Genomic DNA, 15,444 nt, shown 5'->3' on the forward strand with positions numbered 1-15,444 from the left:
CGGTAATAGCTCGTGAGGGCGGTTTACTTTCGCTATCGATTCATTGTTATATCCGCGTGGATATATTGATGGGGTGACCGTTCGACCATCCGCGATATGACAGAATTCAACCCGAACCGGGAGTAGAGATCATGTTCACACGCAGACGTTTTGGATTGGCGCTTGCCGTCGGCGGCTTGGCCGCCATGTTCTTCGCGGCGGCACCCGCCGCGCAAGCTGCGGACAATGTTACTGTTTTCGCCGCGGCGAGCCTCAAGAACGCGCTCGACAACATCAACACCGCCTGGCAGGCCGATGCCGGCAAGCAGGCGACCATTTCCTATGCGTCGAGCTCGGCGCTGGCCAAGCAGATCGAGGAAGGCGCGCCGGCTGATGTGTTCATCTCAGCCGACCTCGACTGGATGAAATATCTCTCCGACAAGAAGCTGACCAAGCCCGACACCGAGCTGAAACTGCTCGGCAACCGCATCGTGCTGGTCGCGCCTAAAGATTCCACTGCCGAGGCAACCATCGCTCCGAACTTCGATCTCGCCGCACTCCTCGGCGACGGCAAGCTCGCCATGGGCGACGTGAAGGCCGTTCCTGCCGGCAAATACGGCAAGGCCGCACTTGAAAAGCTCGGCGTCTGGGCCTCGGTCGAAGGCAAGGTCGCGCAGGCGGAAAATGTACGCGCAGCGCTCAAGCTGGTCTCGACCGGCGAGGCCGCTCTCGGCATCGTCTATGCAACGGACGCCGTTGCTGAGCCGGATGTGAAGGTCGTCGGAACTTTCCCGGAAGACTCGCACGCGCCGATCGTCTATCCCGTTGGGCTGACAGCGGAATCGAAGAATGCAGACGCCGAGGGCTTCGTGAAATATCTCCAGTCGGCCAAGGCCAAGGAGCTTTTCGAGGCGCAGGGTTTTACCTTCCTCGCACCGGTCGCATCGAACTAAAGGGCTCTTCGTAAAGCATGGAATGGCTGGACCTCAGTCCCGAAGAATGGAATGCGGTCCGGCTTTCCATCAAGGTCGCCACCTGGGCCATGGTGGCGAGCCTGCCACCCGGGATCCTGATCGCGCTGCTTCTGGCGCGCGGTAAATTCTGGGGCAAGTCGATCGTCAACGGCATCGTCCATCTGCCGTTGATCCTGCCGCCGGTGGTCACGGGCTATTTGCTGCTTTTGACCTTCGGGCGCCGCGGCCCGGCTGGCGCCTTTCTGGCCGAGCATTTCGGCATCGTCTTTTCCTTCCGCTGGACAGGTGCGGCACTTGCCTGCGCCATCATGGGCTTTCCGCTGATGGTGCGTGCCATTCGTCTTTCGATCGAGGCGGTCGATCGCAGGCTCGAGGCGGCGGCGGGTACGCTGGGCGCAAATCCAATCTGGGTTTTCCTGACGATCACGCTGCCGTTGACGCTGCCGGGGGTTATCGCCGGCATGATCCTCTCCTTCGCCAAGGCGATGGGAGAGTTCGGTGCGACAATCACCTTCGTTTCCAACATTCCCGGCGAGACGCAGACGCTGCCGTCTGCCATCTATACCTTCACGCAGGTGCCCGGAGGCGATGCCGGCGCACTGCGCCTGACGCTGGTTTCCATCGTCATTTCCATGGCTGCGCTGATCGCTTCCGAAGCGCTGTCGCGCCGGCTTGGCCGCAGGATGGATCTCGAATGACGGTCGCGGTGGATGTCAAAAATCGCCTCGGCGATTTCCTGCTGGAAGCGCGTTTCGAAAGCGCGGGGCGGCTGACGGCGCTGTTCGGGCCTTCCGGTTCGGGCAAGACCTCTCTCGTGAACCTGATCGGCGGGCTTCTGCGTCCAGACCAGGGACGCATCGCAGCCGAGGGGCGGGTTTTCGTCGACACACAGGCAGGCGTGTTCGTTCCCAAGCACAAGCGGCGCATCGGCTATGTCTTTCAGGAGCCGCGGCTTTTTCCGCATCTCAATGTGCGCAGCAATTTGTCCTATGGCCGCTGGTTTACGCCGAAGGGCGAGCGGCATGACGATATGGGCCGCGTGGTGGAACTGCTCGGCATAGGGCATCTGCTCGACCGGCGCCCGAGCCATCTTTCTGGTGGTGAGAAGCAGCGCGTCGCAATCGGCCGGGCGCTGCTGGCAAGCCCCAGGTTGCTTTTGATGGACGAGCCGCTGGCGGCACTCGATGACGCGCGCAAGGCCGAGATCATGCCCTATATCGAGCGGCTGCGCGACGAGACGAAAACGCCGATCGTCTATGTCAGCCACTCGATTGCCGAGGTGGCGCGGCTGGCAAGCGATGTCGTCGTCATGGCAGGCGGCAAGGTGGCGGCGCACGGTCCTACGGCCGAGATCATGCAGCGGCTCGACCTGCTCTCCGAGGAGGAGATCGGCGAGGGCGGCTCCGTGGTCGATATGACCGTGTCTGCCCATGATGAAAGCTTCGGCATGGCCGTGCTGCATTCGGCTGCCGGCGAAATTCGCGTTTCCGGGCTCGGGACGCCCGTCGGCGCGTCGGTTCGCGTTCGGATCAGGGCGCGCGACGTGATCATCGCGACGGAGCGTCCTCGGGGCTTGAGCGCACTCAACATCCTGTCGGGTAAGATCGCCGGTATCAATTCCGGCAACGGAACGCTGGCGGATGTGCTGATCGATTGCAGCGGCCAGACCATTCTGGCGCGCATCACCCGGCAATCTTGCCACGCTCTGGCGCTTCAGCCGGGCAAGCCGGTCTTTGCCGTGGTGAAAACCGTCAGTTTCGACCGGGCGAATACGATGTCCAGCGTCAAGCCGGCGTGAATTACGGGAAACGGCTATGTTCGCAATGACATAGCGATGTGGGCAGGCTAGAACATTGCAAGTGAGGCGCGCGACGCGCGTGAGCATCAGGAACGAAGACCATGCCATCGCTCAGCCTGCGGATAAACCTCGATCCCGACGGCCGCATCGGACCCGGCAAGATCGAATTGCTGGAGCAGATCGCCGCCTTCGGATCGATCTCGGCGGCGGCGCGCGGCATGAAGATGTCCTACAAGCACGCCTGGGATCTGGTCGAAGAGATGAACAAGCTGTTCGGCAAGCAGGTCGTCTCGGCTCAGACCGGCGGAAAACGCGGCGGCGGTGCGCAATTGACGCCTGTGGGCCTTGCAGTGGTGAGCCGGTTCCGCGCCATCGAGCGGGCCGCGACAGCGGCGGCGCAACAACACATGGTTGCCTTGCAGGCTGAGATTGAGGCCGGCTGACTGCTCCCGACCGAGCGCCGGCTCCAGCCCGACATATCTTCGTCCAGTGATTTCGTGCCGGCAGAGCGAATGTTGCCCACCGGCGCGGGCAGAGGTTTGTTTTCCTCTCTTCGTCAGCTATTCATTCCGTCAGGCGTTCCAGCGGATGCCTGCGGGAGGTGAACGGTGAGCGTGGAGGCAACGCGAAAACTGTCGGATATGAAGCGCGACCCGGAGTTCGGGCCGTGGCTGGCGCAGGCGTCGATCCTGATCGTCGATGACGAGCCGGGCATGCGCAACTTTCTGGCCCGCACCATCGGCCCCCGCTGCAAGCGCCTGGAAGAGGCGGCCAACACCGACGAGGCGTCGAAAAAGCTCGACGCGCATCATTTCGATGTCGTCATCCTCGACAACATCATGCCGGGCAAGAACGGCGTCGACTGGCTGGCCGAGCAACGCGCTATCGGCTTCTTCGCCGATGCGATCCTGATGACGGCCTTCGCCGATCTCGAAACCGCTATCCAGGCGCTGCGGGCAGGCGCGGTGGATTTCGTCCTGAAGCCGTTCCGCTCGAACCAGATACTCAATGCGGTGGCGCGCTGCCTCGACCGGGTGCGGCTGCAGCGCGAAAACAACGTGCTACGCTATGAGCTGCGCTCGGCTTCCGACCACATGCTGCTGCGCGACAAGCTGATCGGCGAGTCGCCGGCAATCGCGCGGGTGCGCGACACCATCGCCCGCGTCGCGCCGCTGCCGACCTCCGTGCTGCTCACCGGCCAGTCCGGCACCGGCAAGGAGGTTGCGGCGCGCTCGCTGCATTCGCTCTCCGACCGGGCCGACAAGCCTTTCGTGCCGGTGAATTGCGCAGCCATTGCCCCGGATATGATAGAGAGCGAATTGTTCGGGCACCTGAAGGGCGCCTTCACCAGCGCGGAGACGGCGCGCGAAGGCCTGTTCATGCATGCGCAGGGCGGGACGCTGTTCCTCGATGAGATAGGCGAGATGCCGCTGGCCACGCAAAGCAAGCTGCTGCGGGTGATCGAGGACCGCCGCGTGCGGCCGGTAGGCGCCGAGCGCGAGGTGCCCGTCGATCTGCGCTTCATCTTCGCGACCAATGCCGACCTTGAAAAAGAGGTCGAGAAAGGCCGCTTCCGCCCCGACCTGTTCTACCGCATCAATGTGATGCAGCTGCATCTGCCGCCGCTGCGCGACCGGGGTGACGATGTGCAGGACCTGGCGACGCTGTTCATGCGCAAGCTTTCGCAACAACTCGGGATGCCGCCGGTGCCGATCGATGCGTCGGTGCGAACGGCACTCGGGCGCTACGATTGGCCGGGAAACGTGCGCGAGTTGCGCAACCTGATCGAGCGCTCGCTTATCCTTGGCAGCTTTCCGCAGGATTTCCGCGGCCAGCGAAGCGCCCATGCGGGAATATCGAACGAGACGCTGGAAGAGGTCGAGCGGCGTCATATCCTCGGCGTGCTGGAGGAAACCGGCGGCAACCGCGACGAGGCGGCGCGCAAGCTGGGCATCTCGCGCAAGACCATCGACCGCAAATGCGCGCTGTGGAATGCCTGAGGCGGAAGGAACCTTCGCAAGGTTGCGGCCGGGGCGTTCGGTCCGCTTCCGGCTGCTGGCGATCGCGCTGCTGCCGACGCTGGTTATCCTGCCGCTGCTGCTCGGCGTCACCATCATTCGCTGGAACGCGAAGTTCGATGCGCTGCTGATCTCCAAGGTGAATGGCGACCTGACGATCGCCCATCAATATCTGTCGCGCATCCTGGAAAATACCGGCGAACAGATCCATGCGCTAGGCGCTTCGGCGCGGTTTCGCGATATCGCCGGGGAGAGCGACCGGACGGCGCTGTCGCGGTTTCTTGAAGAGCAGCGAAACGCGCTGGGGCTGGATTTCCTGTTCCTTGTCGAAGGCACGAGCGACGTTTCCGCTTCCGCGCCGCCGCTTGCTGCTTCGGTGAAAATGGATTGGCCGGTCGTGAAGACGGCGCTGGCCGGCGCCGACTCCACTGCGATCGATATCTTCCAGAACGAGGATCTCGCGGCAATCTCGCCGGCACTTGCCCTGCGGGCCAATCTGGAATTGGTGTCGACGCCCAACGCCGTCCCCACCGAGCGCAACACCGAGACGCGGGGCATGGTCGTGCATTCGGCAAGCCCGGTTGCATTTCGCGACGGTCGTGCGGCAGCCCTTGTCGGTGGCACGCTGCTCAACCAGAACCTCGTCTTCATCGATACGATCAACGACCTCGTCTATCGCGAGGCGAGCCTTCCCGAAGGCAGTCAGGGCACGGCCACGCTGTTTCTCGACGATGTCCGCATCAGTACCAATGTCCGCCTGTTCGAAGACAAGCGGGCGCTCGGTACGCGCGTGTCGGCAGCCGTGCGTTCGGCTGTGCTGGGGCAGGGGCAAACCTGGCTCGACAGCGCCTTTGTCGTCAATGACTGGTACATTTCCGCTTATGAGCCGATCACCGACAGCTTCGGCAAGCGCGTCGGCATGCTCTATGTTGGCTTCCTCGAAAAGCCGTTCACCGCCGCCAAATACCAGACACTTGCCACGATCGTGCTGGCCTTTCTGGCGATAACGGCGGCCAGCGTGCCGATTTTCCTGCGCTGGGCCAGCGGTATCTTCAAGCCGCTGGAGCGGATGACCGACACGATTGCGGAGGTGGAAGGCGGCGACCTCGGCGCGCGAACGGGCATAACCGGCGTAAACGACGAGATCGGGCATGTCGCGCTGCATCTCGACGATCTGCTCGACCGGGTACAGCAGCGCGAGCGCGAGCTTCGCGAATGGAACGAGGAATTGAACAATCGCGTCGAGGAGCGCACGCGCGAGCTTCGCGTCGCCAACCAGCAGCTTGAAGCGACGACCAAGCAGCTCATCATGTCGGAAAAGCTGGCGGCGATCGGCGAGATCACCGCCGGCGTCGCCCATGAGATCAACAACCCCATCGCCGTCATCCAGGGCAATCTGGAAGTGGTCCGCAATATCGTCGGCGACAGGGCAGAAGCGGCGCGAACCGAATTCCGGCTGATCGACGAGCAGGTGCACCGCATCAGCCAGATCGTGACCAAGCTGCTGCAATTCGCCAAGCCCGAGGAATATGCCGGCTATGTCGAGCGACATGCGCCGGCGACGGTCATTTCCGACTGCCTGCCGCTGGTCCAGCACCTGCTCGCCAAGGCGAATATCGCCGTGGTGAGGGATGACGCCGCCACGCGTCTCGTCCTGATGAACCGCACCGAGCTGCAGCAGGTGATCGTCAATCTCGTCGTCAACGCGATCCACGCCATGCCTGACGGCGGAAAGCTGACCATTCGCAGTTTCGACCAAGATTTCGATGGCAGGGCCGGGCTGACAATCGAAGTGGCGGATACGGGCGTCGGCATGTCGCCTGAACTGGTGCAGAAGGTGTTCGACCCGTTCTTCACCACCAAGCGCCAGCAGGGAACCGGGCTCGGCCTGCCGATCAGCCAGACGCTGGTCACGCGACAGGGTGGCAAGATCTCGGTCGTCAGCACGCCGGGAAAAGGGACGACGTTCAGCATCTGGCTTCCCCAGGCCGAGTGACGGACATTTTGTCCTGACCTCACGGACAACCTGTCCATAGAAGTTCCCGATCAATCGATAAGTATTTGGAATCAAACGCCCGGCCAACTGGCACGGGTGTTGCGTAACTATTGTCGCAACCGAAGGGGAGGTCGGCCGTGCACATGCCCGTAAAAACGCTCGGCACCCAAAGCAAAGCAGAAACGCAATGAACGACCGCCAAAGGGGATTTGGCGGTACGGAGGAGATTTCATGTCCACATCGACAGACACATTTACCGGCAGCCCGGGAGAGATCGGCATCCTCGATCGCGAGAGGATCGTCGCAAAACCCGGCTTCAACCGGTGGCTAGTGCCGCCGGCGGCCCTCGCCATCCATCTTTGCATCGGCATGGCATACGGCTTCAGCGTGTTCTGGCTGCCGCTTTCGCGCGCCATCGGCATCGATCAGCCTGTGGCCTGCGCCGACCTGACGCTGGTTTCTTCGCTATTCACGACAAGCTGTGACTGGCGCGTCGCCGATCTCGGCTGGATCTACACGCTGTTCTTCGTGCTTCTCGGCTGCTCGGCGGCAATCTGGGGCGGCTGGCTGGAGCGCGCCGGCCCCCGCAAGGCGGGCGTCGTTTCGGCGCTCTGCTGGTGCGGCGGGATGGTGATCGCGGCCTTCGGTGTCATGACCCACCAGCTTTGGGTGATGTGGCTCGGAGCTGGCGTCATCGGCGGCATCGGCCTCGGCCTGGGTTACATCTCGCCGGTATCGACGCTGATCAAATGGTTTCCCGACCGGCGCGGCATGGCGACGGGCATGGCCATCATGGGCTTCGGCGGCGGCGCCATGATCGGCGCGCCGCTGGCCGACATGCTGATGAACACCTTCAAGACCTCCACCTCCGTTGGCGTCTGGCAGACCTTCCTTGTCATGGCGGCGATCTACTTCGTGTTCATGATGTGCGGTGCTTTCGGCTATCGCATCCCGCCGGCGGGCTGGCGCCCGGAAGGCTGGACGCCGCCGGCTGCAGCGCAGACGGGCATGATCACTACGCGGCACGTTCATCTGCGCGATGCGCACAAGACCAAGCAGTTCTGGCTGATCTGGGCAGTGCTGTGCCTCAACGTCTCGGCGGGTATCGGCGTGCTCGGCATGGCCTCGCCGATGCTGCAGGAAATCTTTGGTGGACGGCTGCTCGGCCAGCCGGAGCTGGGCTTCACGCAGCTTGATCCCTCGCAGAAGACGGCGATTGCGGCAATTGCGGCAGGCTTTGCCGGTCTGCTTTCGCTGTTCAACATCGGCGGGCGGTTCTTCTGGGCGTCGCTCTCCGACAAGATCGGCCGCAAGAACACCTATTATGCGTTCTTCCTGATCGGCATCGTGCTTTATGCGCTCGCACCCACCGCCGCGCATATGGGCAGCCAGGTCGCCTTCGTGCTGATGTTCGGCATCATCCTGTCCATGTATGGCGGCGGTTTCGCCACCATTCCCGCCTATCTCGCTGATATCTTCGGAACCCAGTTCGTCGGCGCGATCCATGGCCGCCTGCTGACTGCCTGGGCAACGGCGGGCATTATCGGCCCGGTCGTGGTCAACTATATCCGCGAGTTCCAGATCAACGCCGGCATCCCGCGCGAGCAGGTCTACAACTTCACCATGTACATCCTGGCCGGGATGCTGGTTCTCGGCCTGATCGCCAACATGCTGGTGAAGCCGCTTTCCGACAAATGGTTCATGCCGGAAGCGGAAGTGGCCAAGCTGCAGGCGAAGTCGGCCGCCGCGCAGGCAGGTCCGACCGGTTCCTTCGGCATCGGCAAGGGCGGCCTCGACGCCAAGGCGGCACTGGCTTGGCTGGCTGTCGGCATTCCGATCCTGTGGGGCGTGTGGGTCACGCTGCAAAAGACGGCGGTGCTGTTCGGGTAGTTTGAGAAAGGCTCTGCGGTTCTATCGCCGCAGAGCCATCCCGTTTCAAATATGCAGGGCGTGGCCGAGCGCCTTGAGCGCTGCCTCCTGAAAACCTTCGCCCTGTGTCGGGTGGGCGTGGATGGTGCCGGCGATGTCTTCCAGCCGCGCGCCCATTTCGATCGCCAGCCCGAAGGCTGTCGACAGTTCCGACACACCATGGCCCACTGCCTGAATGCCGAGCACCAGATGATTGTCGGCGCGGGCCACCACACGTACGAAACCTTCCTCGCCGAGCATCGTCATGGCGCGGCCATTGGCAGCGAAGGGGAACTGGCCGATCTTGATCTCGCGGCCCTGGGCGCGCGCTTCCTCCGGCGAGAGGCCGGCGGTGACGATTTCAGGATCGGTGAAGCAGACGGCGGGAATGCAGCGCTTGTCCCATGAACGCTTGTTGCCGGCGACGATCTCGGCGACCATTTCGCCCTGCGCCATGGCCCGGTGCGCCAGCATCGGCTCGCCGGTGACGTCGCCGATTGCATAGACGCCGCGCATGGAGGTGCGGCACTGGTCGTCGATGCGCAGGAATTTGCCGGCGCGGTCGAGGTCGATTTCTTCCAGCCCCCAGCCTTCCATGACCGGCCTGCGCCCGACCGTGACGAGGATCTTGTCCGCAGGCAGTTTTTGCTCTTCGCCGCCTGATGTCTCGATGAGCAGCGCGTCGCCTTTGGAAGAAAGGCCCTTGGCCTTCGCGCCCGTCAGCACGGTGACGCCGAGTTCGCCGAGCCGCTTGGAAACGGGCCGCGTCAGTTCGGAATCATATTGCGGCAGGATGCGGGCTTCAGCCTCGACCACCGTGACCTTCGAGCCGAGCTTGGCGAAGGCGATGCCGAGTTCCAGCCCGATATAGCCGCCGCCGACCGTGACGAGTCTTTCCGGCAGCCTGGTCAGAGCGAGCGCGTCGGTGGAGGAAATGACCGGGCCGCCGAAGGGAAGGAACGGCAGTTCGACCGGAGCCGAACCTGTCGCGATCACCACCGTCTCGGCGCGGATGATCTGCGTGCCGGTTTCGGTCTCGACCTCGACCGTCTTGCCGTCGCGGAATTTCGCGCGGCCATGCACGATCTTGACCTTGGCCTTTTTCAGGAGGCCGGAAACGCCGCTGTTGAGGCGGCCGACGATGCCGTTCTTCCAGGCGATGGTCTTGGCGAGATCGAGCTTTGGCGCTTCGACCGTGATGCCGAGCGGGCTTTTCGCGCCCGCCATGTGGGACACTTTCTCGAACTCCTCGGCGGCGTGGATCAGCGCCTTGGACGGGATGCAGCCGACATTGAGGCAGGTACCGCCGGGCTTTTCTGCCTCGACGATGACCGTGTCGACGCCGAGCTGGCCGGCGCGGATGGCGCAGACATAGCCGCCCGGCCCCGCGCCGATGACCAGAAGCTTGCAGGAAATGTCTTTCATTTGCTCAGCTTTCGATAAAGATCATGGCAGGCGTCTCCAGCAGCGTCTTGATGCGCTGGATGAAGACGGCGGCGTCCCAGCCGTCGACGACGCGATGGTCGAAGCTGGATGACAGGTTCATCATCTTGCGCGGCAGGAACTGCGTGCCGTCCCACATCGGGCGGACCATGATCTTGTTGACACCGACGATGGCCACTTCCGGGTGGTTGATGACTGGCGTGGTGGCAACGCCGCCCATGGCGCCGAGCGAGGTGATGGTGATGGTCGAGCCGGAAAGCTCCTCACGGGTGGCCGTGCCGGATTTGGCGGCGTCGGCAAGGCGGTTCACCTCAGTCCCGCAATCCCAGATGTCGCGGGCTTCGGCATGGCGCACCACCGGCACCATCAGGCCGCCGGGCGTCTGTGCAGCGATGCCGATATGGACGCCGCCATATTGATGCACGATGCCGGCTTCGTCGTCGAAGATGGCGTTGACGTTGGGCTGGTCGGCGATGGCCTTGACCATCGCCCGCATCAGGAAGGGCAGCAGCGTCAGCTTCGGCTGGTCGGGACGCTTGGCCTTGTTGAGGGCGGCGCGCAAATCTTCCAGCGCGGTAACGTCGATTTCCTCGACATAGGTGATGTGCGGGATGCGCGATTTCGCGACCGACATCTTCTCCGCGATTTTTCTGCGCAGGCCGACGATCTTGATATCCTCGACCGAAGTGTTCTGCGCGAGCCCGTGTGCGGCGGCAGTCGCGGTTTGCGGGCCGCGAACGATGAAAGCGTCGATATCCTCGTGGCTGATACGGCCGGCGGGGCCGGTGCCGGATATCTGGCGTAGATCGAGCCCGGCTTCCTTGGCGCGCAATCGCACGGCAGGTGAGGCGATCGGTCTTTCGCCTTCGGCGCGCGGTGCGCCGGAGGACATTGGTCGAGCCGGAGAGGGAGCGGAAGCTTTGGTGGGCGGGGCGGAAGCAGCCGGCTTTGCGGGTGTGCTCGCGGCCTTTTCCGCCGGCTTTTCAGCTTTTGAAGCGTCCGCCGAAACGGGCTCGGGCTGCTTCGGCTCGGGCTTGGCGGCGGTGTCCGCTTCGTCGTTGGCCTTATCTGCGCCCCCCTCTACCTTCAGCCGTATCAGCGGCGATCCAACCGCCACGACATCGCCGATCTCAGCACCCAGCCAGATGATCTCGCCATCGACAGGCGAGGGGATTTCGACCGTTGCCTTGTCGGTCATGACGGCGGCGAGCAGCGTATCCTCGCGCACGAGGTCGCCGATCTTGACGTGCCATTCGACAAGCTCGGCCTCGGCCACACCTTCGCCGACATCGGGAAGCTTGATGACATGTTCACCCATGATCAGGCCTCCATGGTTTCGCGAAGGGCCTGCCCGAGACGGGCGGGGCCGGGGAAATAATCCCATTCCTGCGCATGCGGGTAGGGCGTATCCCAGCCGGTGACGCGGGCAACGGGTGCTTCGAGGTGGTAGAAACAATGCTGCTGGACGAGGGCTGCCAGTTCCGCGCCGAAGCCGGAGGTCAGCGTCGCCTCATGCACGACGACACAGCGGCCGGTCTTTTTCACCGAAGCGACGATGGTGTCGAGATCGAGCGGCAAGAGCGTGCGCAGGTCGATGATCTCGGCATCGATGCCGGTCTCTTCCGCTGCGGCTTCGGCGACATAAACCATGGTGCCGTAAGCGAGGATTGTCACTGCGGAGCCTTCGCGCCGGATCGATGCCTTGCCGAGCGGCACGGTGAAATGCCCCTCGGGCACTTCGCCGAGCGGGTGCTTCGACCAGGGCGTTACCGGGCGCTCGTGATGGCCGTCGAAGGGGCCGTTGTAGAGGCGCTTCGGCTCCAGGAAGATCACCGGGTCCGGGTCTTCGATGGACGCGATCAGCAGCCCCTTGGCGTCATGCGGGTTCGACGGCACCACGACCTTCAGGCCGGAGACGTGGGTGAACAGCGCTTCCGGGCTCTGGCTGTGGGTCTGGCCACCGAAAATGCCGCCGCCGGTCGGCATGCGGATGACGATCGGGCAGGTGAACTCGCCGTTGGAGCGATAACGCAGGCGCGCAGCTTCGGAGACGATCTGGTCATAGGCCGGGTAGACATAGTCGGCGAACTGCACTTCGACGCATGGTTTCAGGCCGTAGGCGGCCATGCCGATGGCCGCGCCGACGATGCCGAGTTCGCTGATTGGCGCATCGAAGCAGCGGGTGCGGCCATATTTCTGCTGGAGGCCCTGCGTGCAGCGGAAGACGCCGCCGAAATAGCCGACATCCTCGCCGAAGACGACGACATCGTCGTCCTTGTCCATCGACACGTCCATGGCGCCGCGGATGGCTTCGATCATGGTCATTCTGGGCATGATCAGACCCCCGCCTGCTGGCGCTGGCGCCTGAGATGCGGCGGCATCTCGGCATAGACGCCTTCGAACATGTCGCGCGTTGAAGGCTTGCCGCCGGCATGGAGCGTGCCGTGGCTTTCGGCTTCCTTCTGCGCGGTGATGACAGTGTCGAGAATTTCGGCCTCGGCCTGCTTGTGGCGCTCGTCCGACCATACTCCGCGCAGGATGAGATGGTTCTTCAGCCTTATCACCGGGTCGCCGAGCGGCCACGCGTCGGACTCGGTCTTGGGCCGGTAGGCGGAAGGATCGTCGGAGGTTGAATGCGCGCCGACGCGGTAGGTGACATATTCGACCAGCGTCGGCCCGAGGTTGCGGCGGGCGCGTTCGGTCGCCCATTTGGCCACCGCATGGACGGCTAGATAGTCATTGCCATCGACGCGCAGTGCCGGAATGCCGAAGCCGAGACCGCGCGCAGCAAAGGTGCCGGAGCCGCCGCGGGCAATGCCTTGGAAGGTCGAGATCGCCCACTGGTTATTGACGATATTGAGCACGACCGGCGCCTTGTAGGTCGAGGCAAAGACGAGGGCGGCGTGGAAGTCGCTTTCGGCGGTGGCGCCGTCGCCGACCCATGCGGCAGCGATCTTGGTGTCATTCTTGATGGCCGAGGCCATCGCCCAGCCGACTGCCTGAATATATTGCGTCGTCAGATTGCCGGAGATGGAGAAGAAACCATGCTCCTTCGAGGCATACATGACCGGCAGCTGCCGGCCCTTCAGCGGGTCGCGCTCGTTGGAATAGATCTGGTTCATCATGTCGACCATGGGATAGCCGCCGGCGATCAGCAGGCCGGCCTGGCGATAGGTCGGGAAATTCATGTCGCCCTGGTTGAGCGCCTTGCGGAAGGCGCAGCTCACCGCTTCCTCGCCCATATGCTGCATATAGAAGGAGGTCTTGCCCTGCCGTTGCGCCATCTGCATGCGGGTATCGAAGGCGCGCAGCGTCATCATGTGGCGCAGGCCTTCGGCAAGTTCCTCGTCGGTCAGCGTGCCGGCCCATGGCCCGACGGCCTCGCCTTCGCGGTTCAGCACACGGATGATCGAGTATGCGAGGTCGCGGATCGACTTCGGATCGGCATCCACCTCCGGGCGCGGCACGGAGCCGGCCTTGGGTATCGGCACATTGGAGAAGTCTGGCGTGCCGCCGGGGCGTACTTCCGGCTCGGGCACATGCAGGCTAAGCGGGCTGCCTTCGGTCATGCTTTCCTCCCGGCTTCGATCCGAAGCCAATTACATTCGGTAGCCATGGTCAAGTTCGCGAACATGCCGTGGCTCGGTTGCGTCATAGCGGCAGCGCCGTCGTCGACTTGATCTCGGAAAGCGAGACGATGGAGTTCACTTCCTGGATACCGGGCAGGCTGCTGAGTTTTTCGAAGAAGAAAGTTTGATAGGCATCGTTGTCGGCGGCGACGACGCGGATCAGGAAATCGAACGTGCCCATCAGCACGTGGCATTCCAATACCTCGTCATAGGAGCGGATGGCGTTGGCGAAATCCTCGAGGTTCTGCCGGCCGTGCATGGTCAGCTTCACCAGCGCGAAGATCTGCGCATTAAGCCCGACCTTGCGGCGGTCGATGATGGCAACCTGCCGGGTGATATAGCCCTCGTCCTTCAGCCGCTGGATGCGCCGCCAGCACGGCGACTGCGACATGCCGACCATGTCGGCGATCTCGGCTGTGGAACGCGAGGCGTCCTCCTGCATAAGCAACAGGATGCGACGGTCGAGCGGGTCGAGATCATTCGGCATAGATCACCCGTATGTTTGGGCTTGTTAAGCATTATTAATGCCACAATTTTTCATAATAGCAATATATTAGGCAGAAAATTCCCGATCGGCGCAGCTATTATTCTTCCGATGAGAATTGGGAGGTTCAAATGACCGAGACTTTCACCACAGGCAACGCGCCGGCCGAAAAGGTCAGCTTCTTCGACGATCCGGCAACCGGGTTGCGCGCCATCATCGTCATTCATTCGACCGCACTCGGGCCTGCCGCCGGCGGTTGCCGCTTCTGGTCCTATGCACAGAAGGACGATGCCGTGGCGGATGCGCAGCGTCTGGCCGAGGGCATGACCTACAAGAACGCGCTGGCCGGCCTGCCGTTTGGTGGCGGCAAGGCCGTCATCATGCGGCCGGAAGGCGAGTTCGACCGTGAGGCTCTTTTCAAGGCATTCGGTAGGGCAGTGGATAGCCTCGGCGGAAACTACATCACGGCCGAGGATGTCGGCACGCATGTCTCCGACATGCAGGCGGTGCGCAGCGTGACCCGCCATGTCGCCGGCCTGCCATCGGATGGCAGCCAGGCCGGCGGCGATCCTTCGCCATGGACTGCGCTTGGTGTGTTTCTTTCGCTGCGCCATGCGGTCGAGCGCCGGTTGGGTGGAAAGCTCGCCGGCAGGACGGTCGCCGTTCAGGGCGTCGGCAATGTCGGCATGGAGCTTTGCCGCTTGCTGCATCAGGACGGCGCGCATCTCGTCGTGGCCGATGGCTCGGCCGAGCGTGCAGCCAGGGCTGCGCATCTCTACGGGGCTGTGGTCGTTTCGCCGGACGAAGTGCTTTCAGCAGATGTCGATGTTGTCGCTCCCTGCGCGCTTGGCGCGGTGTTGAACGCGCAATCCATTGAAAGCCTGAAGGCCAAGGTGGTCTGCGGCGCAGCCAACAACCAGCTTGCGGTGCCGGAAGATGGCAGGCGGCTGGCTGCGCGCGGCATCCTCTATGCGCCAGACTATCTGGTGAATGCCGGTGGCATCATCAATGTCGTGGCCGAGAAGATGGGTGAGGCGAGTGCTGCGGTCGATGAGCGCGTGCACCGCATTCCCGAGCGGCTGGCTGCGGTTCTCGACGCGGCCGAGGCCAGCGGCGAAGGGCCGAACTTCGTAGCCGACGCCATGGCGCGCGCGATCGTCGCCGAGGCCCGGCCGCAGGCAAGGCGGGTCGCGTAAGCGCGGACGCCTGCCGCCT

Annotated in this window: 13 protein-coding genes; 8 read left to right on the plus strand and 5 right to left on the minus strand. The window is 63.3% G+C overall.

Translation table 11 applies throughout. The features are described 5' to 3' along the window. The first annotated feature begins 131 nt into the window (after nt 1-131). The 7 genes from modA to WBQ96_RS06000 all read left to right on the plus strand — a co-directional run bounded on the left by modA (nt 132) and on the right by WBQ96_RS06000 (nt 8,655). The gene (gene modA / locus WBQ96_RS05970; RefSeq protein WP_336548331.1) at nt 132-932 is read left to right on the plus strand and encodes a molybdate ABC transporter substrate-binding protein; all 801 of its coding nucleotides are present in this window, start codon (nt 132-134) and stop codon (nt 930-932) included. 17 nt (nt 933-949) lie between these two features. Next, complete coding sequence (gene modB / locus WBQ96_RS05975) at nt 950-1,651, plus strand: molybdate ABC transporter permease subunit (protein WP_336548333.1); 702 nt, start codon at nt 950-952, stop codon at nt 1,649-1,651. Further along, nucleotides 1,648-2,751, plus strand: coding sequence for a molybdenum ABC transporter ATP-binding protein (gene modC / locus WBQ96_RS05980; RefSeq protein WP_336548335.1), 1,104 nt, complete (start codon nt 1,648-1,650; stop codon nt 2,749-2,751). Before modB ends, modC begins: the two co-directional genes overlap by 4 nt. Before the next feature lie 101 nt (nt 2,752-2,852). Next, nucleotides 2,853-3,194 carry a winged helix-turn-helix domain-containing protein gene (locus WBQ96_RS05985; RefSeq protein WP_336548337.1) on the plus strand — a complete coding sequence of 114 codons (342 nt, stop codon included), beginning with the start codon at nt 2,853-2,855 and terminating at the stop codon, nt 3,192-3,194. A 198-nt stretch (nt 3,195-3,392) separates the two neighbouring features. Continuing rightward, nucleotides 3,393-4,751 carry a sigma-54-dependent transcriptional regulator gene (locus WBQ96_RS05990; RefSeq protein ID WP_165116807.1) on the plus strand — a complete coding sequence of 453 codons (1,359 nt, stop codon included), beginning with the start codon at nt 3,393-3,395 and terminating at the stop codon, nt 4,749-4,751. Further along, a complete protein-coding gene (locus WBQ96_RS05995) occupies nt 4,744-6,765 on the plus strand; it encodes a sensor histidine kinase (RefSeq protein ID WP_336548339.1) in 2,022 nt (673 codons plus the stop codon). Before WBQ96_RS05990 ends, WBQ96_RS05995 begins: the two co-directional genes overlap by 8 nt. A gap of 231 nt (nt 6,766-6,996) precedes the next feature. Next, complete coding sequence (locus WBQ96_RS06000; protein WP_336548341.1) at nt 6,997-8,655, plus strand: OFA family MFS transporter; 1,659 nt, start codon at nt 6,997-6,999, stop codon at nt 8,653-8,655. 45 nt (nt 8,656-8,700) lie between these two features. On the opposite strand, the gene lpdA is transcribed toward WBQ96_RS06000, so the two are convergent. The 5 genes from lpdA to WBQ96_RS06025 form a co-directional block, all read right to left on the minus strand. Then, nucleotides 8,701-10,098, minus strand: coding sequence for a dihydrolipoyl dehydrogenase (lpdA, locus tag WBQ96_RS06005; RefSeq protein WP_336548342.1), 1,398 nt, complete (start codon nt 10,096-10,098; stop codon nt 8,701-8,703). Nucleotides 10,099-10,102: 4 nt separating this feature from the next. Further along, nucleotides 10,103-11,434: a dihydrolipoamide acetyltransferase family protein gene (locus WBQ96_RS06010; RefSeq protein ID WP_336548344.1), complete on the minus strand. Its 1,332-nt coding sequence runs from the start codon at nt 11,432-11,434 to the stop codon at nt 10,103-10,105. A 2-nt stretch (nt 11,435-11,436) separates the two neighbouring features. After that, nucleotides 11,437-12,450, minus strand: coding sequence for an alpha-ketoacid dehydrogenase subunit beta (locus WBQ96_RS06015; protein WP_336548346.1), 1,014 nt, complete (start codon nt 12,448-12,450; stop codon nt 11,437-11,439). Between the two features lie 2 nt (nt 12,451-12,452). Next, nucleotides 12,453-13,685, minus strand: a complete 1,233-nt coding sequence (locus WBQ96_RS06020; protein WP_165116318.1) for a 3-methyl-2-oxobutanoate dehydrogenase (2-methylpropanoyl-transferring) subunit alpha — start codon at nt 13,683-13,685, stop codon at nt 12,453-12,455. Between the two features lie 82 nt (nt 13,686-13,767). Further along, complete coding sequence (locus WBQ96_RS06025) at nt 13,768-14,232, minus strand: Lrp/AsnC family transcriptional regulator (protein WP_165116316.1); 465 nt, start codon at nt 14,230-14,232, stop codon at nt 13,768-13,770. Between the two features lie 128 nt (nt 14,233-14,360). Here WBQ96_RS06025 and WBQ96_RS06030 point away from each other — a divergent pair, with 128 nt between their 5' ends. Further along, a complete protein-coding gene (locus tag WBQ96_RS06030; protein ID WP_336548349.1) occupies nt 14,361-15,425 on the plus strand; it encodes a Glu/Leu/Phe/Val family dehydrogenase in 1,065 nt (354 codons plus the stop codon). Nucleotides 15,426-15,444: the final 19 nt, after the last annotated feature.

Source organism: Mesorhizobium sp. CCNWLY176 (assembly GCF_037153935.1).
Lineage (GTDB): Bacteria > Pseudomonadota > Alphaproteobacteria > Rhizobiales > Rhizobiaceae > Mesorhizobium_M > Mesorhizobium_M zhangyense.

Bases quoted from the DNA above. Each gene is read 5' to 3' on its own strand.
- WBQ96_RS06015 (WP_336548346.1), bottom strand. From the start codon at position 12,450: ATGCCCAGAATGACCATGATCGAAGCCATCCGCGGCGCCATGGACGTG.
- WBQ96_RS05995 (WP_336548339.1), top strand. From the start codon at position 4,744: ATGCCTGAGGCGGAAGGAACCTTCGCAAGGTTGCGGCCGGGGCGTTCG.
- WBQ96_RS05990 (WP_165116807.1), top strand. From the start codon at position 3,393: ATGAAGCGCGACCCGGAGTTCGGGCCGTGGCTGGCGCAGGCGTCGATC.
- modC (WP_336548335.1), top strand. From the start codon at position 1,648: ATGACGGTCGCGGTGGATGTCAAAAATCGCCTCGGCGATTTCCTGCTG.
- WBQ96_RS06030 (WP_336548349.1), top strand. From the start codon at position 14,361: ATGACCGAGACTTTCACCACAGGCAACGCGCCGGCCGAAAAGGTCAGC.
- WBQ96_RS05985 (WP_336548337.1), top strand. From the start codon at position 2,853: ATGCCATCGCTCAGCCTGCGGATAAACCTCGATCCCGACGGCCGCATC.
- WBQ96_RS06020 (WP_165116318.1), bottom strand. From the start codon at position 13,685: ATGACCGAAGGCAGCCCGCTTAGCCTGCATGTGCCCGAGCCGGAAGTA.
- WBQ96_RS06010 (WP_336548344.1), bottom strand. From the start codon at position 11,434: ATGGGTGAACATGTCATCAAGCTTCCCGATGTCGGCGAAGGTGTGGCC.
- WBQ96_RS06000 (WP_336548341.1), top strand. From the start codon at position 6,997: ATGTCCACATCGACAGACACATTTACCGGCAGCCCGGGAGAGATCGGC.
- modA (WP_336548331.1), top strand. From the start codon at position 132: ATGTTCACACGCAGACGTTTTGGATTGGCGCTTGCCGTCGGCGGCTTG.
- lpdA (WP_336548342.1), bottom strand. From the start codon at position 10,098: ATGAAAGACATTTCCTGCAAGCTTCTGGTCATCGGCGCGGGGCCGGGC.
- WBQ96_RS06025 (WP_165116316.1), bottom strand. From the start codon at position 14,232: ATGCCGAATGATCTCGACCCGCTCGACCGTCGCATCCTGTTGCTTATG.
- modB (WP_336548333.1), top strand. From the start codon at position 950: ATGGAATGGCTGGACCTCAGTCCCGAAGAATGGAATGCGGTCCGGCTT.